This window comes from Bounagaea algeriensis (assembly GCF_054491375.1).
The window spans coordinates 4,462,164-4,485,718 of sequence record NZ_CM137102.1 but is presented as its reverse complement, the minus strand read 5'-3'; the positions used below and the strand labels follow the sequence as shown (position 1 = coordinate 4,485,718).

Sequence of the window (23,555 nt, the reverse complement as noted above, 5' to 3'; positions counted from 1 at the left end):
GCGGTGCTCGGCGAAGGGCCCGGGCGAGAGCTCGACGCAGGTGCTCGATGCGCCCGACCGGGGTGGGCCCGCAGGCGGGTCCGTCCCGGTCGCTCAGGTGCCGGGTCGGCCGTCCGGGTCCTCCGGTGCGGTCTCGGCGCCTTCGGCCAACCCGTGCTCGATGGCGTAACGCGCCAGCTCGACGCGGTTGTGCAGTTGCAGCTTCCGCAGCGTCGACTGCACGTGGTTCTCCACCGTGCGGTGCGAGATCACCAACCTGTTGGCGATCTGCCGCGCCGTCATCCCCTTGGCGACCAGGCGCAGCACCTCCGTTTCCCGTTCGGTCAGCTGCGGCGCCTGCGGATCGTCCTCCGGCGCCGCGGCCATCCGCCGGTACTCCCCGAGCACCAGCCCGGCCAGGCCCGCGGTGAACACGGCGTCCCCGGCCGCCGTGCGGTGCACCGCGTCTACCAGCTCCGCCACCGAGGCGGACTTCACCAGGTATCCGGAAGCGCCCGCTTTCACCGCTTCCAGGACGTCGCTGTGCTCCCCGCTGGCCGACAGCACGAGCACCCGCGTGCCCGGGATCTCCTCGGTGATGTGGCGGGTCGCGGCGACCCCCGAGCTGTCGCCCAGGTTCAGGTCCATCAGCACCACGTCCGGGGTGACCGCACGGGCGATCCGCAGTGCCGAGGTCGCGTTGTCCGACGTGGCGGGAACCTCGAAGCCGCGCTCGGCGAGGTCCCGAGCCACTCCGTCCCGCCACATCGGGTGGTCGTCGACCACCATCACCGACACGGGCGGCCCGCTCATCGAAATCCTCCTTCGGAACCTTCTGCTGCCGCCGTCCCGTGCTTCGCCGGCGGCGGATGCGGCCGCGGCAGCCGCATCTCCCACTCGGTGCCCTCGTCGGCACCCGTGTCGAGGTTGAGCTCACCGCCCATCTCGTGCACCCGGGCGCGGATCGACTGGGCCACGCCCATGCGCCCCTCGGCGGCGGCCTGCTGCAGCCGGCCCTCCGGAATGCCCGGGCCGTCATCGCGGACGCACACGACGACCTCCTGCGGCAGCTCCTCCAGCAGCACCCAGGCCTGGGCGTGTTCGCCGGCGTGCTTGTCGACGTTGTGCAGCGCCTCCCGCACCGCGGAGAACAGGTCCGAGCTCAGTGGTTCCGGCAACCGCACGGGCGTGGCCGGCACGGACACGTGGATCCGGCTGGTGCGCAGCACCTGCAGCCGGGCGGCGAAGTCCGTCTCCGCGTCCGGCGCGGACTCCTGCGGGGTGGTTGCGATCAGCGCGCGCAGCGCGATCTCCTGCTCGCCGGCGAGTTCCGCCAGCTCGGCGGCCTCCCCGCCGAGCGCCGAGCCGCGCTGCCGGACCCGGGCCAGCACCTGCAGCACGCTGTCGTGGATGGAGCGGGCCAACCGCTCCCGTTCGGCCGTGGCCGCCTCCACCCGCATCGCCTGCGCCAACCGCTCAGCGGAGCGCCGCGCCGTGTCCGACGCCAGGCCCACGACGACACCCGCTCCGACCAGCAGGACCGCGTCGAACCACATCGACGAGTCGACGTAGCGGCGGATGAGGAAATCGCACGCCGAGGCCAGCATCCCGGAGGGCACGCCGCCGGGCATCCCCCACAGGGCGGCCGCGGCGGTGACCATCGTCGAGTGCCACACCGTGGTCACCGACGTGGCCCCCTCCAGGCGCTGCGCCTCGTTGAGGACCAGCTCGTTGCTGAGCACCAGCGCGGTGACCACGAGGATATCGGCGATCACCAGCCGGTTCGTCCGGCCGGAGGGGTACCAGTAGCGGTGGACCGTCAGCGCCGTCCACGCGCCCATGGCGGTGATCACCACCAGCGCGAGCCACGGCCGGTCGTAGTCGGGGAACTGCACCGCGACCCACACGCACGCGTACAGGTACGTCACCACGCGGTACACGTTGTGCGCGCGCCACAGCGGCGTCGCCCCGTCGGTGGGGCGTGGATTGCGCGTCGTTGCCGTGCTCGTCACGATCGTGCTCCTTCCCGGCGGACATCCTCTCCCATTCGGGGCGGGCGCCACGACCGCCGGGACGAGCACGACGCGTGGCGATGATCACCGCGCGGGATCGGCCGGGGGTTCCTCCGGCTCCCCGTCCGACGGGCCGGTGTCCGCACCGACCGGTTCCGGTGCGGTCGGGTCGGGGGCGTCCTCGCCGGAGGTGAGCGATCGGATCGCCGAGTTGAGCACCGCCACCAGCGGTACGGCCAGCAGCGCGCCGACGATGTTCGCGAGGACCACGCCGACGCTGATCGCGAGCACCACGCCGAGCGCGTGTATCCGCACCGCGCGCCCCAGCAGCAGCGGCTGGAGCACGTTGCCCTCCAGCTGCTGCACCAGCAGCACCACGCCGAGCACGATCACGGCCACCAACCAGCCCTGGGTGACCAGGGCGACGAGCACGGCCACCGCGCCCGAGGCGACCGCACCGATGATCGGCACGAACGCGCCGAGGAACACCAGCGCGGCCAGCGGCACGGCCAGCGGGACGTTGAGCACGGCCAGGCCGATCCCGATGCCGATCGAGTCGATGCAGGCCACGAGCAGCGTGGCGCGGACGAAACCGACCAGGGAGGAGTAGCCGCGGCGCCCGGCGAGATCCACCCTGCCGCGGACGTGGCCGGGTGCGAGCCGCAGCAGGAACGTCCACACGCCGCGCCCGTCGTAGAGGAAGAAGATCAGCGTGAACAGCGCCAGGATCAGGCCCGTGAGGAAGTTGCCGAAGGTGCCCGCGGTGGAGATCGCACCGCTGGTCAGCCACTGCTGGTTGTTCTCCAGCCAGGTCCGCGCCTGCTGCAGCATCTGGTCGATCTGCTGCTGGTTCAGGTGCAGCGGGCCGGTGGTCACCCACGTGCGCAGCGCGTCCAGGCTGCGCAGGACCTGGTTCTGCAGACCGCCGAAGCCGGCGATGAACTGGTTGATCACGAAGGTCAACACGCCGCCGACCGCGGAGCAGCCCGCGACCAGGGCGATCACCGTGCCCAGCGGGCGCGGGACCCGCACGCGCTCGAGCAGGGTCACCAGCGGCTCCAGCAGGGCCGCCAGCAGCAGGGCGATCGCGACCGGGATCACGACCACGTAGATGCCGGACAGCACTCTGGCCAGCACGTACACCGCGCCGGCGATGACGAGCAGGCGCCAGCACAGTGCGGCCGCGATCCGCAGCGGAGGGGGTAGTTGGGTGGCGGCGTCGTTCCTCGGGGGCTCGTCGCTCACGTGGACTCCGATCGATGGTGGTTTCGGGTCAAGTCTATGGATCAGCGGCCGCGCGTCGACGCTCGCTCTCCTCCGGCGGTCGCGTGTCGGGACAGTGATGACGCGCCGATGCGGGTAACACGATGTGGCGATCCTGGTGCGCAGTGCGTGCGTCGCCGCGCGCCGCTCTGGAAGAGTGATCTCCCGTGATCGGATTCGCCGTCCGATCGTGCCTGAGGCGGCTGTGCCTGAGGCGGCTGTGCCTGAGGCGGCTGTGCCTGAGGCGGCTGTGCCTGAGGCGGCGTGTTCGAGACGACACATCCGAGGCTGAGAGTTCGAGGCGGGGAGTTCGAGGCGGGGAGTCGAGCCCACCGGAGAAGGAGCGGGCCGCGGATGTCGCACCGCGGACGGGAAGCACCGGGCCGGTGCCACCGCGCACCGGCCCGCGGTGCGTTCGCGGTCGAATCGGCGTTCGCCGGCCCCTCCTTCGCGCGGCCGGGTGCCACCGGCGCCGGTGGCACCCGGCCGCGCGATGCGGTCCCTACCGCGGGGAAGGCCCGTGAAGGAGAGAAGTCATGCAGAACTGGGCCAAGCGGAGCGTGCGAGCCGCGCTGGTCACCGGTGGTGTCCTCGCCGTCGGCACCAGCGGTGTCGCCTCCGCCGAGGACGGGTCCGACCAGCCGACCCTCGGTGACGGGCAGCTGACCTGGGACGAGGTCCGGCAGGCGGGCAGCTCGTTCACCCAGCCCGGCTCCGCCGTCACCCGCATCAGCGGGACGCTCGACTCCGAGCGCGACCTGCTGCCCGCGGTGGAGAACGAAGTCACCCGTGAATTCCCGGCCATCACCGCTGGCGGCCCAGCGACCGACGGCAGCACACTGACCAGCGGAAACACCGTCACCGGCGGCAACCCGGTGGTCAGCGGCAGCACAGCCGCGCCGGCCCGCGCCGCCTCCTCCGCACCGCGGCACCGCCTGCACGAGCCGGTCCCCGCCTCCGCTGCGGAAACGCTGGTGCTGCCGCGGATCGACGCCGTCGAGCCGCCGGCGGACGAAGCGGCCGCCCCGGAAGCGTCCGCAGCGGACACCGCTGTCCGACCCGGGCAGCACCGCCGGGAAGTGGCGCAGCAGGCCGAACGCGCTGCCGAAGCGGCTCCGACCGCCGCGGAGATCACGCGTCCGCTGCCGACCGTCGGCTCGCCGGCCCGGGGCGTCTACCGCTCGATGAGCTGGACCGGGCCGATCGGGGACGTGGTACGCGGCGGCGACAGCACCGCCCGCACCGCGGGATCCGGCGATCCGGTGCTCGCGGAACCGCTGATCACACCGAGCGAGGAGATCGTCTACGCGGACGGTTTCGAGGACTTCGGCCGACCCGCGCAGAGCGTCTCCCTCGCTGGGCACGACGCTCTCCGTGCCGAGGCGGCCCCGTCCGATGCGGCCCCGTCCGATGCGGTGCCGTCCGAGGAGGCGCAGGACGGGACGGCACGCTCCGCGGGAAGCACCGCGCAGCCGGCGCGTACCACGGCCTCCGATGCGCGCACCGCTGCCGCCGCACCCGCGGCCTCGCCCGCCGGCGGGTTGCTCGGCGGACTGCTCGACCCGTCCGGCCAGGACCTGACGACCGCCGACCTCTCCCGCGCGACGAAGCTCCACCCCGTGCCGCATGCCGTGCTCAACCGGGCGCTGGCCACCACCGCGCCCCGCTCGGCCACCCCCTCCGAGCCGCGCACGCTCACGGTTCCGGGCGAGTACCAGGACCGGGCCGACGAGCTCCCAGGCCTGCGCGGGCTGGACAAGGTGCCGCGCGCCACGGCCACTTCGGACCGCGCCGCCACGAACCGCGCCGCCACGAACCGCGCCGCCACGAACCGCGCCTCCTCCAACAGCACAGCGCCGCTGCGCGGAATGATCGAATCCGCGCTGAGCGGGACCTTGCCGCGCGGGACCTCGCCGAGCGGTGCGGACGGGAGCGCCGGTACCGTGCGCTTCTCACCCGAGCCTGCGCTCTCCGAGGTGTCGGTGGCCACATTGGACGAGCTGACCGCGGGGATGCCGGAGCGGGACTGGATCGCTCGCAACCCGTTCCCCACCAGGAGGGCGCTGCCCGCGATGCCCGAGCTCGGCATGGCGCTGCCGACGTTCTCGGCGCCACCGGACACCGGCCAGCAATCCCCGGGGCAGAACGACGAAACGCTCGTCATGCCCGGCCAGCGCGTCTGATCCTGCTCCGCGTGCTCCGGCCCCCGCGCCTCGTCACCCGGGCGAAGCGCGGGGGCCGGAGTCTTTCAGCGGGGGTGCCGCAGCGGGGTGCGTGCCGCAGCGGATGCGCCTCAGCGGACGTGTCCCAACGGGTACGTCCCAGCTAGGGCTCCCAGCAGGGCCGCCACCGGCCCGGTGCGTGCCGGCCGGGGGCTGTCCGGTGCGGCCTGTCCGATGCGTGCCGGCCGGGGGCTGTCCGGTGCGTGCCGGTCCGGTGAGTAGCGGTCCGATGCGTGCCGGCCCGGTGCGTTTCAGCGCGGTGCCGTCCTGGGCACGGCGCGGCCCGGGGCGGTGGCCTCGGCGGTGTGCTGGTGTTCGCGACGCCGATCGAGCCACCACTGCACGGCCATGTACACCAACAACGCCATGCCCAGGTACACGTAGGAATTGCCGAGGAGGTGCTCGAACGCGTTCCACCGCAGCTCCAGCCCATCGCCCTGCGGCACGCTCCAGTGCGGACCGATGAACGTGATCGCAGCGGCCACCCCGGTGATCAGCAGCAGTGCCCAGTTGCGCGCGGTGACGGCCGAACCCGCCAGCAGCACCAGCGTCGGCACCGCCCACGCCCAGTGGTGCGACCACGAGATCGGCGAGGCGAGCAGCCCGAACACGGCGTTGATCATCACCGCCATCGGCAGGTCACCGCGCCGCAGCGCGCAGCGCATGCCCAGCACGGTGAGCACGAACAGCGCTGCCAGCAGCACGACCAGCACAACGGGCTGTGCAGGGGCGTGCGCCTGGACCAGGAACGATCGCAGCGACTGGTTGCCCGCGTAGACCGACGCGTCGCCGGTGAACATCGGGCCGAAGGACACGTTGCTGGTCGCCCAGACCTCCCGCGTCCAGAACGTCACCGCGTCCTGGAAGGTCACCGCGAACCCGAGCGCGGCGGTGGCCGCGAACGTCAGCACGCCGACGATGATCGTGCGCACGTCCTTGCGCAGCAGGGGCAGCAGCAGGAACACCAGCGGGGTCAGCTTGATGCCCGCGGCGATGCCGATGAGCATCCCGCGCGGGTACGGCAGCGATCGGGCTCCGCCCGTCCGCCACAGCAGGTCCACCGCCACCAGGGCGATGAGCACGAGGTTGATCTGCGCGTAGGTGAGCGTTTCCACGACCGGTTCGGTCAGCGTGAGCAGCGGCAGCGCCACCGCGGTGCCGAGCGCGATCCGGTCGCGGTTCGCGCGGCTGAACGGTGCCGCGGCGAGCGCGACGTAGAGCGCAGCCAGCAGAGCGAGGTGGCTGACCAGCATGATCGCTGCGACGGCGACCAGTTTCGGCACGTACGCCAGCGGGGCGAACAGCAGCGCGGCGAACGGTGGGTAGATGAACGGCAGGTGCAGCCCGCCTGCGGTGTCGGGCAGGTCGTTGTAGATGGACTGGCCGGAGACCAGCGTCTGCGCACCGAGCTGGTACACCTCGCCGTCGACGTGGTCGTGCGGGTTGATGGTGCCGGTGAACAGCAGCGCGATCAGTTCGGCGAGCACGATCGCGGCCAGCAGCCCGCGGTGCTCGCGCATCCTGGTTCGCAAGCCCGGATCGGCGGGTCGCGTGGTCGGCACGTGTCACCGTCCTCTGGTGCGTCGGATCGGCCGCGGCCCGCGGCGCTCGTTTGGCAGCGTGCTCGCTGCCCACCTTAGAAGGCGGTTGTCGGCGCGCGGAGTGCGGTGCTCCCGTGTCCGCCACGGGAAACTTGTCCGGGTTCGCGCGTGGTCACGTGACGTGACTCGCTCCGGCGCTGGGACGAATTCCCCTGGTCAGGCCAAAACCAGTGGACTGACACTCGAAAACGCCCGCATTGTCACGAGTTGCCGGCCGTGGAAGCACGTTCCGTGTCACACGTGTGATGCATCAATCCCCGCACGAGGGCTCGTGTCCGACCGAATCGGAACGATGCGTGGTGCATGCAGCGTAATACCACCATTACGGGTGGTAGCTGATCTCTTGAATTTCGCCCAGTTGTCAGAGGAACCTCGAACGGGACTGCTCCGTTCGGAGGGGAGGGGAGGACCGGATGAGTGTCCTCGACATAACAGCACCATCCCCGTTGACACCGGTTTGGGACGAACTGATCACGGGGCTCACCATGGGGGTCGTCATCGCCGACGAACGCGGCCAGGTGCACGCCACCAACGACATCGCCGCCGATCTGATGCGCCTCGACAAGTCGGATCTCCTCACGGGAAACCGCCCCGAGGGCTGGCAGGTCTGGGACGACACCGGAGCGCCGCTGCCGGACTGGGCGGACCTCGTCGGACAGGTGCTCCGCACGGACGCCCCGATGTCGACCCCGATGATGATCGTCCGCCACGGACAGCCGACGAGCCGCATCTGGGCCGATTACCGCGCCGTGCGCATCCAGGGCCGCAGACGGGTGCTCATCATGCTGCAGGCCGTGCAGACCGACGTCGCCCACAACCGCGGGCTCGTGGACGCGCTCACCGGGCTGCCGGGGCGCGTGCTGCTGCTGGACCGGCTCGAGCAGGCCCTGGCACGGGCCCGCACGCACGGCGTGCTCACCACGCTGGTGCTCATGGACGTGCACCGGCTGGCCGCGTTCAACGCCGAGCACGGCTTCGCCCGCGGTGACGAACTGCTCACCACCCTCGCCGGCAGGCTCCGGGAAGGCCTCGCCGACGACCACACCGTCTCCCGCTACGGCGGGGACGAGTTCGCCGTGATCGCCGAGCACGCCGCCGGCGCGGGGGAGGCGCTCGCCGAGCACGCGCGCGAAGTCGCGGGCTGGCCGATGCGCATCGGCGGCACGCGCATCCGCCCCGGACTGCGGATCTCCTGGGTCACCTCCGACGGGAACGCCTCGGTGCACTCCGTCCTCACCCGCGCGGAACAGCAGCTGCGCCGCTGAAACCAGTGCCGGCGACCGCAGGTTCCCGGTGCGGGCAGCACCCGCAGGCGCGCGGAAGCGCCGCACGCACGCCACCGCCGAGCACGACGCGCAGCTGCCTTGCTGCCGAACATGCGCCCCGGGCCACGCGCGGAGGGCCCGGGGCGCGAGCGTGCCGGCCGCTTCAGCGTTCGGCGATGAACTCCTCCACCGCCCGGTAGGCCTCCGAGTCGGAGTACTGCTCCGGCGGGGACTTCATGAAGTAGGACGAGGCCGACAGCACCGGCCCGCCGTGCCCGCGGTCCGCTGCGATCTTCGCCGCCCGGAGCGCATCGATGATGATCCCCGCCGAGTTCGGCGAGTCCCATACCTCGAGCTTGTACTCCAGGCTCAGCGGCACGTCGCCGAAAGCCCGGCCCTCCAGCCGCACGTAGGCCCACTTGCGGTCGTCCAGCCACGGCACGTAGTCCGACGGTCCGATGTGCACGGAGTCGTCGTTCATCTGCCGGCCGACCTGGGAGGTCACCGACTGCGTCTTGGAGGTCTTCTTCGACTCCAGCCGGTCGAGCTCCTTCATGTTCAGGAAGTCCATGTTGCCGCCCACGTTGAGCTGCATGGTCCGGTCCAGGTGCACACCCCGGTCGGAGAACAGCTTCGTCAGCACGCGGTGCGTGATCGTCGCGCCCACCTGGGACTTGATGTCGTCGCCGACGATCGGTACGCCCGCCGCGGTGAACTTCTCCGCCCACTCCGGATCGGAAGCGATGAACACCGGCAGCGCGTTGACGAACGCCACACCCGCCTGCAGCGCGCAGTCCGCGTAGAACTTCGCGCTCTCCTCCGACCCCACCGGCAGGTAGGACACCAGCACGTCGGCCCCGGAGTCCCGCAGCGCCTGCACCACGTCCACCGGTTGCTCGTCCGACTCCTCGATCGTGTCCCGGTAGAACTGGCCGAGCGCGTCGAACGTGTGCCCCCGCTGCACGGGAACGTCCAGCGGCGGCACGTCGCAGATGCTGATCGTGTTGTTCTCACTGGCGACGATCGCCTCGGACAGGTCGCGGCCGACCTTCTTGGCGTCCACGTCGAACGCTGCGACGAAGCGCACATCCCGCACGTGGTAGTCGCCGAACTGGACGTGCATCAGCCCCGGGACCCGCGTGTCCGCATCCGCGTCGGCGTAGTAGTGGACGCCCTGCACCAGCGACGCCGCGCAGTTGCCGACGCCGACGATCGCCACGCGGACGGGACGGTCTTCGCTCATGGCAGGGGCCTCCTTCTCGGTCATGTGTCGTTCCCTCGCTGCTGTTCCGCGGCCGCTGGGGTGCCCGTCGCGGTGCGCTCCTGCTCGCGCTCGATGACCGCGTCGAGCCAGCGGACCTCTTGTTCGCTGTGGTCCAGCCGCAGCCGGTGGAGCTGGCGCAGATATCCGCAGTCGTCCTCGCAGCACGACAGTGCGGTGCGCAACGCATCACCCCGCTGCTGCAGGCGGTGCCGCCGCGCCTGCAGGATGTGCAACCGCACCTCGGCGGGGGTCTGCGCGAAAAACGCCACATGCACGCCGAACATCGTGTCGTCGCAGGCCTGCGGACCGCAGGACCCGACGAGTTCGGTGAACCGTTGGCGCCCGTGCTCGGTGAGGTAGTAGGCGCGGCGACCGCGGCGCCCCCAGCCGCGGGAAGCCGCGTCCGATTCATCGGCGATGAGCCCGTGGCGCAGCATCCGACGCAGCGTCGGATACAGCGTTCCGTACGAGAGCGTCCGGAACACACCGAGTGTTTCGCGCAGCCGTTTTCGCAGTTCGTAGCCGTGCATCGGTGCTCGTTGCAGGAGGCCGAGCACGGCGAGCTCGAGCATGTTCCCCCTCCTGCCACGAGTGCGAATGGACCACGTCCGAGTGTATCGGTTCGATGCATCGCTGCGGCGGCAGCCGAACCGGTCCGCAGACCGGCCGCGTTGCCGGCGACGCGCACCGCGCTGGCCTGCCCTGAACGGCGCTGCCCCGAACGGCGTCCTGCCCTGAACGGCGCATGGAGCGCACGTGCCGGACACGTACCCTGAAGGCGTGCGGACCCAACGGCATGTGGTCGACTACGCGCTGCGCCGCCGGGCGCTGCTGGCGCAGCTGCGGTCGGGCCGTGTCGACAGGGCGGAGGTCTGCGATGCCGATCCGTACCTGCTGCGGGCGGCGGAGTTCCACGGCCAGTCCAGCGAGGTGACCTGCCCCGTCTGCCGGCGCAGCACGCTGACCATGGTGTCCTGGGTGTTCGGGGACGAGCTCAAGAGCGCGTCCAACACGGCGCGCGAACCGGCGGAGCTCGACCGGATGGCGGCCGTGTTCAAGGAGTTCAGCGTGTACGTCGTAGAGGTATGCCGCGCATGTAGTTGGAACCACCTCGTGCAGTCCTACGTGCTGGGAACCGGTGGGTTGAACAATCCCGGGCACCGACGCAAGACTGCCGCCGAGTGAATCCGGCCGCGACCCCGAGCGGCCGGGCGCCCGGTGCGGCGCACCCCCGACGTAACCGCATCGCTGGCGTCGTGCGCGACGCCTGTCCGAAAGGCCCCACACGTGAACGACGAGCGTGACCGACGCCCGCGCGATCACCGGTATTCCCGGGATGACCGGAATCCGGAGCGCGAGGAGCCCAATTCCGACTCCGGGTCTGGTCAGCCAGGCGGCGCGGACCGGGACGCGTTCCCGCAGCCGGGACAGCCCGGCGGATCGGCGCAACCCCCGCAGCCGGGCAACCAGCCGCCTCCGCCCGGTAACCAGCCACCGCAGCCCGGTAACCAGCCGCCTCCGCCCGCTGGTGCACCGCGGCCGCCGCGTCCGCAGGACGCCGCGCAGCCCCCGCAATCTTCGCAAGGAGCACAGCCCCCGCAAAACCCGCAGGGGCAAACTCCGCAAAACCAACCGGGGCAGAACCAACCGGGGCAGAACCCGGCGGGGCAGCCTCGGCAGAATCCGCCGGGGCAGCCGCCAGCCGGTCCGCCGCCCGCGAGCGGTGCACAGCGCCCCGGCCCGCCGCAGCCCGGCAATCAGCCCGGTCAGCCGGGTCCTGGGCAACCAGGGCAGGGTCCGCACGTCCCGGGGGCGCAGGGGCCGGGACCGCACGCGCAGCAGCGCCCCGATCAACCGCAGCGCCCCGAGCAACCGGGACAGCAGCCTCCGGCGCAACCCGGACCCGGTGGCGCACCGCAGGCACCCGGATCCGGCGCGCCCGGTCGGCCCGGTGCACCGCAACAGCCGAACGAGGGCACGCAGCGGCAGGAGAGCCCCGCCGGTGACCCGGGGTGGCCGCAGACCGACCAGGGGTCCGGCGACGACTCGGGCGGGCAGCGTTCCTCGCTGATCAGCAGGCTCAGCGGCGAGGACGATCCGGAGGCCACGAATGCGGGGCCGGCCGCTCCCCCGCCGGCCGCTCCGCCGCCCGTCGATCCGCGCACGCGGCAGGCACCTCCGCGCGGCCAGCAGCCGCCGCAGGGTCAACAACCGCCCCAGGGCCAGCAGTTATCGCAGGGCCAGCAGTCCCCGGGACAGCCGCCGCAAGGCCAGCAGCCCGGTCAGCAACCGCAGCAGCCCGGCCAGCAGGGCGGTCGACCGCCCCAGCAGGGCCGGCCGGCTCCACCACCTCCGGGCGGGCAGCAGCCGGGCGGGCCGCCGCGCACGCAGCAGCAGGGACCCGGCGGTGCACCGCACGGTGCCGCCGAACCCGGTGCCGGTGAAGGGCAGCCGCCGCGTCCGCCCGCGGGCAACCGCCCCGGTGCTCCCGCGGAGGGCCAGCCCCCCAGCGGTCGGCAGCCCGGGCAGCGCCCCGAGCAGGGTGGGCAGGACGGTTCCGGCCGGGCGGCCGCCGCGGGCGCAGCCGGTGCGGCAGGTGCAGCGGGAGCCGGCGGGTCCGGTGTTGCCGGCGCCGCTGGAACTGGCGGTGCTGGAGCCGGCGGTGCTGGAGCCGGCGGTGCTGCCGAGGCAGGCGGTCCGGGTGGACGAGCCGGACAGGGCGGTGGCCCGGGCGCGTCGGGACGTGATCCCGGCCTCGTGACGCACGGCGGCGTGGGCGGCTACGACTACTACGCCGCGACCGGCGACCACCCGGACGAGGACTCTTACGCCCCCGCGGACTCCTACGGCCCCGCATCCGACGGGGAGGAAGCGACGCACGTCGCGCACTCCCCCGGCCCCGGGGGCCCCGCGGAACGGTCCGCAGCCGGGCTGAGCGCGAAGGCCGCGCGGCGCCGGAAGACGTGGCGGCGGGTGCGCCGCAGCTGCTACGTCGCCGCGTGCCTCATGTTCATCGCGCCCGTGCTGGTGTTCGCCTACGGCTACTTCAGCTGGAAGACGCCGACCCAGGAGGACATCACCTCGCAGAAGCAGCCGGTGCAGATCAACTACTCCGACGGGAGCCGGCTGGCCACGGTCGAGGACGAGGGCTCGCGGCGAATGATCAACAGCCTCGACGACGTTTCGCCGGCCGTGCGCAACGCCACGATCTCGGCCGAGGACGACACGTTCTACAGCAACCCCGGCTTCGACGTCATGGGCATCCTGCGCTCGGCGTTCTTCCTGGTCACCGGCACCGGCAGCGGTGGCGGCTCGACCCTGACCCAGCAGTTCATCAAGCTGCACCTGGAGCTCAACGACAAGAACGCGGACTACGTCCGCAAGGTCAAGGAGATCGTCCTCGCCTACAAGATGACCCAGCAGCAGGACAAGGACGACATCCTCAAGGCCTACCTGAACACCGCCTACTACGGCCGCGGCGCCACCGGCATCACCGCTGCCTCCGAGGCGTACTTCGGCAAGTCGCCCGACCAGCTCACGCAGGAGGAAGCCGCCGTCCTCGCGGGAGCGGTGCAGCGCCCCTACGACAACGACCCGCGCGGCAACGCCGAGCAGGCGCAGGAGCGCTGGGACTACGTCACCGGACGGATGGTCGCCAACGGGTTCATGTCGGAGCAGGAACGCCAGCAGGCCTCGATGCCGCAGACGCGGGACCGCACCGAATGGCGCCAGGACAACCGGCTCACCCCGGTGCAGTCGGCGATCAAGAACCGCGTCCTCGACGAACTGGAACGCGAGGGGTACAACCAGCAGACGCTGTCGACCGGCGGCTACAGCGTGAACACCACCATCGACCCGAGGGCGCAGCAGGCCGCCGAACGCGCGGTGCAGGAGACGCTGCAGGGCGAGCCGGAGAGCGTCCGCACGTCACTGGTGGCCGTCGACCCGGAGAACGGGGCCGTCCGCGCCTACAACGGCGGCGCCACCGAGGTCGAAGGGCTCGACTACGCCAACCAGCCGCAGCAACCGGGCTCCTCGTTCAAGCCGTTCGTGGCCGCGGCCGGACTGCAGCAGGGCCAGGGCATCGGGCGCTACTACGACGGCACCGCGCCGCAGGAGATCGCCGGTACCGTCTTCGACAACTCCGAAGGCGTGTCCTGCGACGTGCCCACGCACTGCGGCGTGCGCGAAGCCATGACGAAATCGGTGAACACGCCGTTCGTGAACATGGCCACCCAGTTCGGCCCCGGCAAGGTCGCCGAGGCCGCGCACGCGGCCGGCATCCCGCAGGAGTACGGGGACCAGCCGACGCTGCAGAGTCCGAACGGCGGTGTCGACGCCGGCATCGCGCTGGGCATGTACCCGGTGCGACCGATCGACATGGCCGCGGGTTACGCGTCCTTCGCCAACGACGGCATGCGCGTCGACCCGCACATGGTGCAGTCGATCACGCACACGGTGGAGGGCGAGAAGCAGGAGATCCAGCTGCACACCGCCCAGCCGCAGCCCGCGTACGCCAGCGACCGGGCCGAGAGCAAGAACATCGCGGCGAACGTGGCCGAAACGCTGATGAACGTCGTCGACCACTCCGACCTCGGCCTCGACGGCGGCCGGCCGGTGGCGGCCAAGACCGGTACGCACCAGTTCGGCGACACCGACGACAACCAGAACGCCTGGATGATCGGCGCCACCCCGCAGATCTCCGCCTCGGTGAGCATGCTCGCCGAGGACGAGCAGGGCAGTCCGACCGCGCTGACCGACAGCTCCGGTTCGATGGTCTACGGCTCCGGACTGCCCGGCGAGGCGTGGCAGCGGTTCATGAACACCTACCACGAGGGCATGCCGATCGAGCAGTTCCCGGATGCGAAGCCCATCGGCCAGTACGCCGACGTGCCGCCATCCACTTCGGACACGAGCTCGCAGCCGCCGTCGTCCTCGAGCACCCCGCCGACGACGTCCTCGCAACAGCCGAGCGAGACCTCGCAGCAGCCGTCGGAAACGGAGAGCAGCGAACCGACCTCGTCGGACCCGCTGGACGAGAACTGCGGCATCTTCGGCTGCCCGGAGGACGGTGACGAGGAACCCGCGGGGCCGCCCGGCATGTCGCAGCAGCCGAGCCGGACCGAGCGGGAGCAGGAGTGACTCCCGCCGGCTGAGTCGGAGCGTGCGCGGCGCGTTGCACAGGGACGCGCCGCGCACAACCCGCGCGTCCACCAACCCCGTCGCGGTGGGAGGGCCTCGCCTGCCAGTAGCATCCGGGCGTGTCCACCACGCGCGAGCCCGCATCCCCCGCGGGAACCCGTCCTGCGGAGTCGTTCGTGGACGACGACTCGCTCGGGCCGCAGGAGCGGTTCGCCGCCACGTGGACGCAACCGCTCGCGGCCGCGGCCGCCCGCTTCACCGGCGGCCGCCTCGGCCGGCACGCGCAGGTCGGTCGCCAGTGGTTCTGGACCCCGCTGCGCATCATCCTGCTGCTCGCGGTGCTCACCCTCACCGCGGCCTGGCTGTTCAAGGCGCCCTGCCAGGTCACCACCGACACCGGCAGCGGACCCCAGCTCAACTGGGACGACCACCGCCAGTACTCGGCGATGTGCTACAACGACATCATCCCGCGCTACGGCATGGGCGACCTGGCCGAGCAGGGTTCCTTCCCCTACAAGACCTCGTGGGTGGAGAACCCGGGCACGCCCGAACAGCAGGTGCGCTACATGGAGTACCCGGTGATCACCGGGATGTTCCAGTGGGTCAACGCCAAAACCGCCGACGGCTGGGCCACGCTCGCCGACTTCGGCTTCCTGCCCAGCGGCCTGAGCAGCGTGCTCTACTTCAACATCAGCACCCTGTGGCTCGGCGCCGCCTGGTTGGTCACCGTCTGGGCCCTGGTCGGCCTGTGCCGCAGACGCGTGTGGGACGTGGCGCTGGCCGCGGTCTCCCCGCTGGTGTTCGTGCACGCCTTCACCAATTTCGACACGCTGGCCACCGCGTTCGCCACGACGGCACTGCTGGCCTGGGCACGCCGCCGCACCGTGCTCGCGGGAGTGCTGCTGGGACTGGGCGGTGCGGCCAAGCTCTACCCGCTGTTCTTCCTCGGACCACTGCTCGTGGTGTGCCTGCGCTCGGGCCGGCTGCGGGAAGGGCTGCGCACCACGGCGGCCGCGGTGGCCTCGTGGCTCGCGGTGAACCTGCCGATCATGCTCGCCTACCCGGCCGGGTGGTCCGAGTTCTTCCGCCTCAACAGTACGCGGCCGGCCGATCCGGACTCGCTGTACAACGCGCTGATGTACTTCACCGGCTGGGCCGGCTTCGACGGACAGCTCGCCGAGGGGCAGGCCCCGAGCGTGCTCAACGCGGTGAGCATGGTGCTGTTCGTCGTGCTCTGCCTGGGCATCGGTTGGCTCGGGCTGGCAGCACCGCAACGCCCCCGCCTGGCCCAGCTGTGCCTGCTCGTGGTCGCGGCGTTCCTGCTCACCAACAAGGTGTGGAGCCCGCAGTACTCGCTGTGGCTCGTGCCGCTGGCCGTGCTCGCACTGCCGCGGTGGCGCTTGCTGCTGGCCTGGATGGCCGTGGACGCGGCCGTGTGGGCACCGCGCATGTACTACTACCTCGGCACCGGCAACGGCGGTCTGCCGGAAGGCTGGTTCCTGGGGGCGGTGATCGCCCGCGATGCTTTCGTCGTGGCCCTGTGCGTGCTCGTGGTGCGCGAGATCCTCCGCCCGCGCACCGATGCGGTGCGGCGCGACCTGCGCGTGCCCGGCCGGCGCGTGTCGGACGCCACCGATGATCCCACCGGCGGGGTGTGCGACGGCCTACCCGACCGGGTGCGTCTGCCCTTTCCGCGGAGGGGGCGTCCGCAGCGGACCACCGCCCCGGGCCTCACCTCAACGGCGCAACGCTGAGTAACCTCCCCGGCGACACCGTTACCCGAACCGGTGTTGCCCCGTTGAAAGATCTGACAGAGTCGACACGAACCGATCGACGCCGGAGGCCCACGATGGAGCGTTCCCCACGGTCGGCGGACGGATCCGCCGGGCGGCGCACCAGGCGCACCCTTGCCACCAGCACCACAGCTGTCGCGCTCGGCGCGAGCATGTTCGCCGGTGCCGGTGCCGCCCAGGCCGACTCCTCGGGCGAGCCGCTCGTGGTGGACAGTTCGCTGGCCGTCGTCGACGCCACCGTCGGCCAACCCATTACCGTCGATCCGGCGACGATGGACTTCAAGGTCCGCCAGGCGGTCCTGCTGGCCATCCCGCTCGCCTTCGACGATGCGGACGCGGCCAGCAGCCGTTTCGCCGAACTCGATCCCATCTCGCTGGACCGGGCCCAGCAGGGCAGCACCTTCTACTCCGGCTCCGAGATCGCCGAGGCGGCCGCGCCGCACCTGGACGAGATCGGCCTGCGCGAGGACAAGGTCGAGGACGTGCGCTGGCACTTCAACAACCTCGTCAGCGGCGGCAACGGGGTCACCGTGCGCGGTGAGCAGCCAGCGGAGCCGGCGGAACCGGCGCCCGCACCGGACGACGGCGAGGAGCCCGCGCAGCAGCCGCCGTCCCAGCAACCCTCGGAACCCCCGGAATCGACGCAACCGCCCGAGCCTTCCGAACCCGCCGAGCCGCCCCAGCCGGAACCACGGCCGGAGCCCCCGCAGCAGCCCGAACCGCAGCAGCCCGAACCCGCACCACCGGCCACGGCCGAGCCGCGGTCGGACGCGCAGCTGCCCGCCTGGGCGCGCAGCGACCGGCAGGTCACGAGCATCCAGCCGGACATGAGCACCCCGCCGTCCGCGGGAGCGCTGCCCGATCTCGGTGAGCTGCTGGGCCGCGGCGGCGACGCGCCGCCCACCTCCGAGCCGGAGGTTTCGCAGGACGACGGGCCGGCCACCGACCGCCCGACCGCCGACCGCGGTGCCGCGGGCGGACAGGACCCGGCGAGCACGCAGGAGGACCGGCAGGCCGACGCGCGCGCGGCGGGTCGGGCCGAGGCGGTTCCGACGAGCGCGTCCAGCCCGAGCATCACCGCGCCGGTTGCCCTCGCCGCAGCCGCGTTGGCCGTGGTCAGCGCCGGCCTGGTGCGCACCTGGGTGCTGCGCCGGCAGTGAAGCCCCGGCCCGGGAGGGGGACGTTTCTCGAGAAAAGTCGCCGACATTTCTCGAGAAACGTCCACCCCGGGCGAGCAGACGTGGCCCCGCGACGCGGGCTGCGCATCCCGTCCTGCTAGCCTTGACGGGTTCGTCGATACGACGAGCCTCCTGCCGCGGAACGTCCGTGGCCGTGAGTCCATGGGAGGTGAATGGTCTTTATGCGTCCTTACGAGCTCATGGTCATTCTTGACCCGAGCCTCGACGAGCGAAACGTCGGCAAGTCGATGGACCAGTTCCTCGAGGTCGTGCGCAACGGCGGTGGCAGCGTCGAGCAGGTCGACGTGTGGGGCCGTCGGCGGTTGTCCTACGAGATCAACAAGCACGCCGAGGCGATCTACGTGGTGCTGGACGTCAACAGCGAGCCGGACACGGTCGCCGAGCTCGACCGCCAGCTGAACCTGAATGATTCGGTGCTGCGCACGAAGCTGCTGCGGAAGGTCGAGCCGCGCAAGTCCAAGGCCAAGAGCAAGGCCTGACGCCGGTTTCGCAGCCCGCGCAGGCGAATCCGCATCCAACTACTGGAGTTCAAAGGCCATGGCTGGTGAAACCGTCATCACGGTCGTCGGCAACCTCACCGCCGATCCGGAACTGCGCTTCACGCCCTCCGGTGCCGCGGTCGCCAACTTCACGATCGCCTCGACGCCCCGCACCTACGACCGGCAGTCCGGGGAGTGGAAGGACGGCGAGGCGCTGTTCCTGCGCTGCAACATCTGGCGGCAGGCCGCGGAGAACGTGGCCGAGTCGCTCACCCGCGGCATGCGGGTCGTGGCGCAGGGCCGGTTGCGCCAGCGCTCCTTCGAGACGAAGGAAGGCGAGAAGCGCACCGTGGTGGAGCTGGAGGTCGACGAGATCGGCCCGTCCCTGCGCTTCGCGACGGCCAAGGTGAACAAGGTCGGCCGGGGTGGTTCCTCCGGCGGCGGTGGCGGTTTCGGTGCCTCCGACGACCCGTGGGGTTCGGCCCCGCCTGCGGGCTCCGGCGGCGGGTTCAGCGACGAGCCGCCTTTCTGAGCGCGGCACCCATCGACACTTGACGACGTTTTCTCGCACAGGAGGAACAACCGATGGCCAAGGCGCCCGTGCGCAAGCCGAAGAAGAAGGTTTGCGTTTTCTGCACCGACAAGAGTGCGCCGCAGATCGACTACAAGGACACGACGCTGCTGCGGAAGTTCATCTCGGATCGCGGCAAGATCCGCGCGCGTCGAGTGACCGGCAACTGCAGCCAGCACCAGCGCGACGTGGCCATCGCCGTGAAGAACTCGCGGGAGATGGCGCTGCTGCCGTACACCTCGACCGCCCGCTGATCCGCGATACTGGACAAGGAGACACGTCGTGAAGATCATTCTGACCGCTGACGTGGCGGGTCTCGGCGAGTCCGGTGACATCGTCGAGGTCAAGCCCGGCTACGCGCGCAACTACCTGCTGCCCCGGGAAAAGGCCATCGTGGCCACACCGGGCGCGGAGAAGCAGGTGCACAACCTGCGGCGCGTCCAGGAGTCCCGCCGCGTGCGGAACCTGGAGAACGCACAGAACACGCGTGAGCAGCTGCAGGAACTCGGGGACGTCAAGCTCCTCGCGAAGGTCTCCTCGAAGGGCAAGCTGTTCGGCTCGGTCACCGCGGCCGACGTGGCCAAGGCGGTGCGCGAAGCCGGCGGTCCGACCCTGGACCGCCGCACCCTCAACCCGCGCCAGCACATGAAGTCGCTGGGCAAGTACACGGTGGACGTGAACCTGCACCCCGACGTGCAGACCACTCTGCGGGTGGAGGTCATCACCGCCAAGTGAGGCGAATCCGGTTCCGGCTGCGGCGCGGCGCGTGCTGCGGCCGGAACCGGAGCATCTCCGGCTCCGGCCGGGTTCCGCGCGTCACCGACCACTCGCTCGTGGACGAAGCAGGGTAACGATCCCCAAGGCGTCCCCAAGATGTCCCCAGGGTTGTCCACAGAGTTATCCACAGGGCGTGACCTGCGGTGTTGGCATGCGACCTGGGAATACGCGTAATCGATCCCCACCTGATCCGGTGATCCACCGAGTTGTCCCCAGAGTTGTCCACAAGCGGGTCGTGTCGGTGGGGACGCATATCCGCACGGCTCCTGCGGGTGCCCACGCGTATCGGACACCTGCCTCTCGGACATCCGGCCCCTCGGACATCCGGCCTCGCGGGCACCTGCCTCTCGGGCGCCCGGCCTCGCGGGCTCTGCGGATCGAACTCCGCCTCCCGAGGTTCTGCGGATCCCGCCCACCGGACTCCGCCCGTCGGACCGGCCTGGTGGCCCGCCCGTGAACCCCGCCCAGCGGGCCCCGGACCGAACTGCCCAGCGAACCCGCGCATGAACGCCGTGTACGCCGAACGGCTGTGTGTACTGCGCGCCCCGCCCCAGTAGCATCGCCTTCCGGCGTCTTCTGGTGATGTGCCCGCGCGGCGGAACCACTCCGCGCGGGTGCCGCGCGGAACAATGGAGTCGCACACGAGTGCGCCTCGCGAATCGGACCGCACTGCGGTTCGCCGACGCACACCCCTCGGACGCAGCTGAACTCACCCGCGGTAACGCACCTACGCCGCAAGGCACCACACCGCAAGGCACCACACCGCAAGGCACCACACCGCAAGGCACCACACCGCAAGGCACCTACGCGGCAACGCACCACGTTGGTCGGCGCGTCCGACCCGGATCGACCACGTGGCCACGACACGTCACCAGGAGGTGACCGGTTCCGGTGGCATCGCCCGACTCACCAGAGACGCTCCCCCCCGAACCGGGCGGCGACAACGGCCCCTTCGACCGCCAGCCGCCGCAGGACATCCCGGCCGAGCAGTCCGTGCTCGGCGGCATGATGCTGAGCAAGGACGCGATCGCCGACGTCGTCGAAGTCGTCCGCCCCAACGACTTCTACCGGCCCGCGCACCAGGCGATCTACGACTGCATCCTCGACCTGTACGGGCGCGGCGAACCCGCGGACGCGGTGACCGTCTCGCACGACCTCGACCGGCGCCAGCAGCTGCAGAAGGTCGGCGGAGCGCCGTACCTGCACACGCTGCTGGCCACCGTTCCCACGGCCGCCAACGCCGGGTACTACGCCGAGATCGTCGCCGAACGGGCCGTGCTGCGCCGCCTCGTCGAGGCCGGCACGCGCGTCGTCCAGCTCGGCTACCAGGGCGGCGAGGGCGCCGAGATCGACGAGGTCGTCGACCGCGCCCAGGCCGCCGTCTACGACGTCACCGAACGGCGGGTCAACGAGGACTACGCCGCGCTGGAAGACCTGCTGCAGCCGACGATGGACGAGATCGACGCCATCGCCTCGCGCGGCGGGCAGTCCCAGGGCATCCCGAGCGGGTTCGCCGACCTGGATGACGTCACCAACGGCCTGCACGCCGGGCAGATGATCATCGTCGCCGCCCGGCCCGGTGTCGGCAAGGCGCTCGCCCTGGACACACCACTTCCCACGCCGGGCGGTTGGACCACCATGGGCGAGGCCGCCGTCGGCGAGGACCTGCTCGGCGCGGACGGTTCGCCCACGCGGATCGTCGAGGCGACCGACGTGCTCACCGACCGCAGCTGCCACCGCGTCGAGTTCTCCGACGGGGCCGCCGTCACCGCGGACGCCGAACACCGGTGGGCGCTGGACGACGAGCGCGTGGTCACCACCGCCGAGCTCACCCGGCTCGCCGACGAGGCCCCGGTGATCGCCGGCCGCCCGGGGTTGAAGGTCACCGCCGTGCGCCCGGTCGGCAGCGTGCCGGTGCGCTGCGTGCAGGTCGACGCGCCCGACCGGCTCTACCAGGCCGGCCCGACCGGCATCCCCACGCACAACTCGACGCTCGGCCTGGACTTCGCCCGCGCCGCCTCCATCAAGCACAGCATGGGCAGCGTCATCTTCTCCCTGGAGATGGGGCGCACCGAGATCGTCATGCGCATGCTCTCCGCCGAGGCCCGCATCCGGCTGGCCGACATGCGCGGCGGTTCGATGAGCGACGAGGACTGGACCCGGCTGGCGCGGCGGATGAGCGAGATCAGCGAGGCGCCGCTGTTCATCGACGACTCGCCGAACCTGACGATGATGGAGATCCGCGCCAAGGCGCGGCGGCTCAAGCAGCGCCACGACATCCAGCTCGTCGTCGTCGACTACATGCAGCTGATGACCTCCGGCAAGAAGGTCGAATCGCGGCAGCAGGAGGTCTCCGAGTTCTCCCGGAACCTGAAGCTGCTCGCCAAGGAGCTGGAGATCCCGGTCGTGGCGATTTCCCAGCTCAACCGCGGTCCGGAGCAGCGCAACGACAAGAAGCCCCAACTGGCCGATCTTCGCGAGTCGGGGTGCCTCACCGGCGGCACGCGGTTGCTGCGCGCCGACACGGGCGCCGAGGTGACCTTCGACGAGCTGATGCGCACCGGCGAGCGCCCCCTGGTGTGGTCGCTCGACGAGCGGATGCGCCTGGTCCCCCGCCTGGTGACGAACGTGTTCTCCAGCGGGGTCAAGGAGGCCTTCCGCGTGCGGCTGTCATCCGGGCGGGAGATCGAGGCGACCGCGAACCACCCGATGCGCACGGTGGACGGGTGGACGCCGCTCGGCGAGCTCGGCGTGGGCGCGCGCGTGGCCGTGCCGCGGCGGACACCGGAGCCGGTGGACGCCGAGCCGATGCCGGAGCCGGAGGTCGTGCTGCTGGCGCACCTGATCGGGGACGGTTCGTACGTGCGGCGCCAGCCGATCCGCTACGCCAGCGTCGACGAGGCGAACCTGACTGCGGTGACCGATGCGGCGCAGCACTTCGGCGTGAGCGCGGTGCGCGACGAGTACGCGGCGGCGAAGGTCACCACGCTGCGCCTGCCCGCGCCCTATCGGCTCACGCACGGACGGCGCAATCCCATCGCGGCCTGGCTCGACGAGCTGGGCGTCTTCGGGCAGCGCAGCTGCGACAAGCACATCCCCGAGCGGGTGTTCCGGCTGCCGAAGGAGCAGATCGGCCTGTTCCTGCACCACCTCTGGGCCACGGACGGTTCGGTGCGTTGGGACGAGAAGTACGGACAGGGCTGGATTTACTACGCGACGACGAGTCGGCAACTCGCCGAGGACGTCACTCAGCTCCTGCTTCGTTTCGGTGTGTTCGCTCGCATCCAGACGACAAACAAGGTGAACTATCGCGCCTGTTATCACGTGTCGGTCTATGGTTCGGAAAGCCAGTTGACGTTCCTGAAGGAGATTGGCGTGCATGGGATGCGCGCGCTGAAGGCGGACGAGCTGGAAGCGCAGTTGCTGCGTATCGAGCAAGTCCCTAAGGCGGACACAGTGCCTTCGGACGTCTGGGAGAAGGTGCAACCTCTTCTCGCAGCACACGGCATGAGTAAGCATGCGCTGTGCAAGGCCGTGAATAATAATTCATACGGTGCACGGATGTTCACGGTTTCCCCGAGTCGTTCACGTCTCGGTCGGGTAGCGACCGAACTAGGTGATCAAGAGCTGCAGGACCTCACTACCAGCGATGTTTTCTGGGACGAGATCGTGGAGGTCGCCTCGCTCGGTGAGCAGCCGGTGTACGACGCGACGGTGGAGGGAACGCATAATTTCATAGCAAACTGCATAAATATGCATAACTCTCTCGAGCAGGATGCGGACATGGTCGTCCTGATCCACCGGCCGGACGCGTTCGAGCGAGACGACCCGCGCATGGGCGAGGCCGACCTGATGCTGGCCAAGCACCGCGCCGGTCCGACCTCGACGGTGACCGTGGCGCACCAGCTGCACTACAGCCGCTTCGTCGACATGGCGCAGGAGTAGCAGGCGCACCGCGTCCCGGTCGGGCCCGTCCCGAGCACTGCAC

Annotated in this window: 18 protein-coding genes; 11 read left to right on the top strand and 7 right to left on the bottom strand. The window is 70.9% G+C overall.

Features of this window, described 5'->3' with window-relative positions; all coding sequences use genetic code 11:
- Window positions 1–93 precede the first annotated feature (93 nt).
- From ACVGV2_RS20475 to ACVGV2_RS20465, 3 genes are all read right to left on the bottom strand, one after another.
- Complete coding sequence (locus ACVGV2_RS20475; protein WP_459163967.1) at window positions 94–792, bottom strand: response regulator; 699 nt, start codon at window positions 790–792, stop codon at window positions 94–96.
- Window positions 789–1,991 (bottom strand): MacS family sensor histidine kinase, encoded by a 1,203-nt coding sequence (gene macS / locus ACVGV2_RS20470; protein WP_459163966.1) that lies wholly within the window; start codon window positions 1,989–1,991, stop codon window positions 789–791. Before macS ends, ACVGV2_RS20475 begins: the two co-directional genes overlap by 4 nt.
- Window positions 1,992–2,075: 84 nt before the next feature.
- A complete protein-coding gene (locus ACVGV2_RS20465; RefSeq protein WP_459163965.1) occupies window positions 2,076–3,236 on the bottom strand; it encodes an AI-2E family transporter in 1,161 nt (386 codons plus the stop codon).
- Window positions 3,237–3,790: 554 nt separating this feature from the next.
- Here ACVGV2_RS20465 and ACVGV2_RS20460 point away from each other — a divergent pair.
- A complete protein-coding gene (locus ACVGV2_RS20460) occupies window positions 3,791–5,437 on the top strand; it encodes a hypothetical protein (RefSeq protein WP_459163964.1) in 1,647 nt (548 codons plus the stop codon).
- A 290-nt stretch (window positions 5,438–5,727) separates the two neighbouring features.
- On the opposite strand, the gene ACVGV2_RS20455 is transcribed toward ACVGV2_RS20460, so the two are convergent.
- The gene (locus tag ACVGV2_RS20455) at window positions 5,728–7,038 is read right to left on the bottom strand and encodes a glycosyltransferase 87 family protein (protein WP_459163963.1); all 1,311 of its coding nucleotides are present in this window, start codon (window positions 7,036–7,038) and stop codon (window positions 5,728–5,730) included.
- Window positions 7,039–7,523: 485 nt separating this feature from the next.
- Between ACVGV2_RS20455 and ACVGV2_RS20450 the strand changes: the two genes are divergently transcribed.
- Window positions 7,524–8,342 (top strand): GGDEF domain-containing protein, encoded by an 819-nt coding sequence (locus ACVGV2_RS20450; RefSeq protein ID WP_459163962.1) that lies wholly within the window; start codon window positions 7,524–7,526, stop codon window positions 8,340–8,342.
- Between the two features lie 163 nt (window positions 8,343–8,505).
- Here ACVGV2_RS20450 and ACVGV2_RS20445 read toward each other — a convergent pair whose 3' ends face one another.
- Both ACVGV2_RS20445 and ACVGV2_RS20440 read right to left on the bottom strand, forming a co-directional pair.
- A complete protein-coding gene (locus tag ACVGV2_RS20445) occupies window positions 8,506–9,585 on the bottom strand; it encodes an inositol-3-phosphate synthase (protein ID WP_459166071.1) in 1,080 nt (359 codons plus the stop codon).
- Window positions 9,586–9,605: 20 nt separating this feature from the next.
- Complete coding sequence (locus tag ACVGV2_RS20440; protein ID WP_459163961.1) at window positions 9,606–10,178, bottom strand: PadR family transcriptional regulator; 573 nt, start codon at window positions 10,176–10,178, stop codon at window positions 9,606–9,608.
- A 208-nt stretch (window positions 10,179–10,386) separates the two neighbouring features.
- Between ACVGV2_RS20440 and ACVGV2_RS20435 the strand changes: the two genes are divergently transcribed.
- Entirely contained in the window at window positions 10,387–10,791 is a 405-nt protein-coding gene (locus ACVGV2_RS20435) for a DUF5318 family protein (RefSeq protein ID WP_459163960.1), read from the top strand.
- Between the two features lie 1,044 nt (window positions 10,792–11,835).
- On the opposite strand, the gene ACVGV2_RS20430 is transcribed toward ACVGV2_RS20435, so the two are convergent.
- The gene (locus tag ACVGV2_RS20430) at window positions 11,836–12,372 is read right to left on the bottom strand and encodes a hypothetical protein (RefSeq protein ID WP_459163959.1); all 537 of its coding nucleotides are present in this window, start codon (window positions 12,370–12,372) and stop codon (window positions 11,836–11,838) included.
- On the opposite strand from ACVGV2_RS20430, the gene ACVGV2_RS20425 reads away from it, so the two are divergent.
- The 8 genes from ACVGV2_RS20425 (at window position 12,364) to ACVGV2_RS20390 (ending at window position 23,512) form a co-directional block, all read left to right on the top strand.
- Window positions 12,364–14,748, top strand: coding sequence for a transglycosylase domain-containing protein (locus tag ACVGV2_RS20425; RefSeq protein ID WP_459163958.1), 2,385 nt, complete (start codon window positions 12,364–12,366; stop codon window positions 14,746–14,748). The two genes, ACVGV2_RS20430 and ACVGV2_RS20425, sit on opposite strands and share 9 nt — an antisense overlap.
- Window positions 14,749–14,867: 119 nt before the next feature.
- Entirely contained in the window at window positions 14,868–16,502 is a 1,635-nt protein-coding gene (locus tag ACVGV2_RS20420) for a glycosyltransferase family 87 protein (RefSeq protein WP_459163957.1), read from the top strand.
- 95 nt (window positions 16,503–16,597) lie between these two features.
- Window positions 16,598–17,701, top strand: coding sequence for a hypothetical protein (locus ACVGV2_RS20415; protein ID WP_459163956.1), 1,104 nt, complete (start codon window positions 16,598–16,600; stop codon window positions 17,699–17,701).
- Window positions 17,702–17,892: 191 nt separating this feature from the next.
- Window positions 17,893–18,219, top strand: coding sequence for a 30S ribosomal protein S6 (gene rpsF, locus ACVGV2_RS20410; RefSeq protein WP_459163955.1), 327 nt, complete (start codon window positions 17,893–17,895; stop codon window positions 18,217–18,219).
- Between the two features lie 58 nt (window positions 18,220–18,277).
- A complete protein-coding gene (locus ACVGV2_RS20405) occupies window positions 18,278–18,751 on the top strand; it encodes a single-stranded DNA-binding protein (RefSeq protein ID WP_459163954.1) in 474 nt (157 codons plus the stop codon).
- Window positions 18,752–18,804: 53 nt separating this feature from the next.
- Window positions 18,805–19,044, top strand: a complete 240-nt coding sequence (gene rpsR, locus ACVGV2_RS20400) for a 30S ribosomal protein S18 (protein ID WP_459163953.1) — start codon at window positions 18,805–18,807, stop codon at window positions 19,042–19,044.
- A gap of 28 nt (window positions 19,045–19,072) precedes the next feature.
- Entirely contained in the window at window positions 19,073–19,525 is a 453-nt protein-coding gene (gene rplI, locus ACVGV2_RS20395) for a 50S ribosomal protein L9 (protein WP_459163952.1), read from the top strand.
- Between the two features lie 933 nt (window positions 19,526–20,458).
- Window positions 20,459–23,512, top strand: coding sequence for a replicative DNA helicase (locus ACVGV2_RS20390; protein WP_459163951.1), 3,054 nt, complete (start codon window positions 20,459–20,461; stop codon window positions 23,510–23,512).
- Window positions 23,513–23,555: the final 43 nt, after the last annotated feature.

What these genes read in the sequence shown, in the direction of transcription:
- ACVGV2_RS20475 (WP_459163967.1), bottom strand. Translation starts at nt 792, where the DNA reads ATGAGCGGGCCGCCCGTGTCGGTGATGGTGGTCGACGACCACCCGATG.
- ACVGV2_RS20460 (WP_459163964.1), top strand. Translation starts at nt 3,791, where the DNA reads ATGCAGAACTGGGCCAAGCGGAGCGTGCGAGCCGCGCTGGTCACCGGT.
- ACVGV2_RS20445 (WP_459166071.1), bottom strand. Translation starts at nt 9,585, where the DNA reads ATGAGCGAAGACCGTCCCGTCCGCGTGGCGATCGTCGGCGTCGGCAAC.
- ACVGV2_RS20440 (WP_459163961.1), bottom strand. Translation starts at nt 10,178, where the DNA reads ATGCTCGAGCTCGCCGTGCTCGGCCTCCTGCAACGAGCACCGATGCAC.
- ACVGV2_RS20415 (WP_459163956.1), top strand. Translation starts at nt 16,598, where the DNA reads ATGGAGCGTTCCCCACGGTCGGCGGACGGATCCGCCGGGCGGCGCACC.
- rpsF (WP_459163955.1), top strand. Translation starts at nt 17,893, where the DNA reads ATGGTCTTTATGCGTCCTTACGAGCTCATGGTCATTCTTGACCCGAGC.
- ACVGV2_RS20405 (WP_459163954.1), top strand. Translation starts at nt 18,278, where the DNA reads ATGGCTGGTGAAACCGTCATCACGGTCGTCGGCAACCTCACCGCCGAT.
- rpsR (WP_459163953.1), top strand. Translation starts at nt 18,805, where the DNA reads ATGGCCAAGGCGCCCGTGCGCAAGCCGAAGAAGAAGGTTTGCGTTTTC.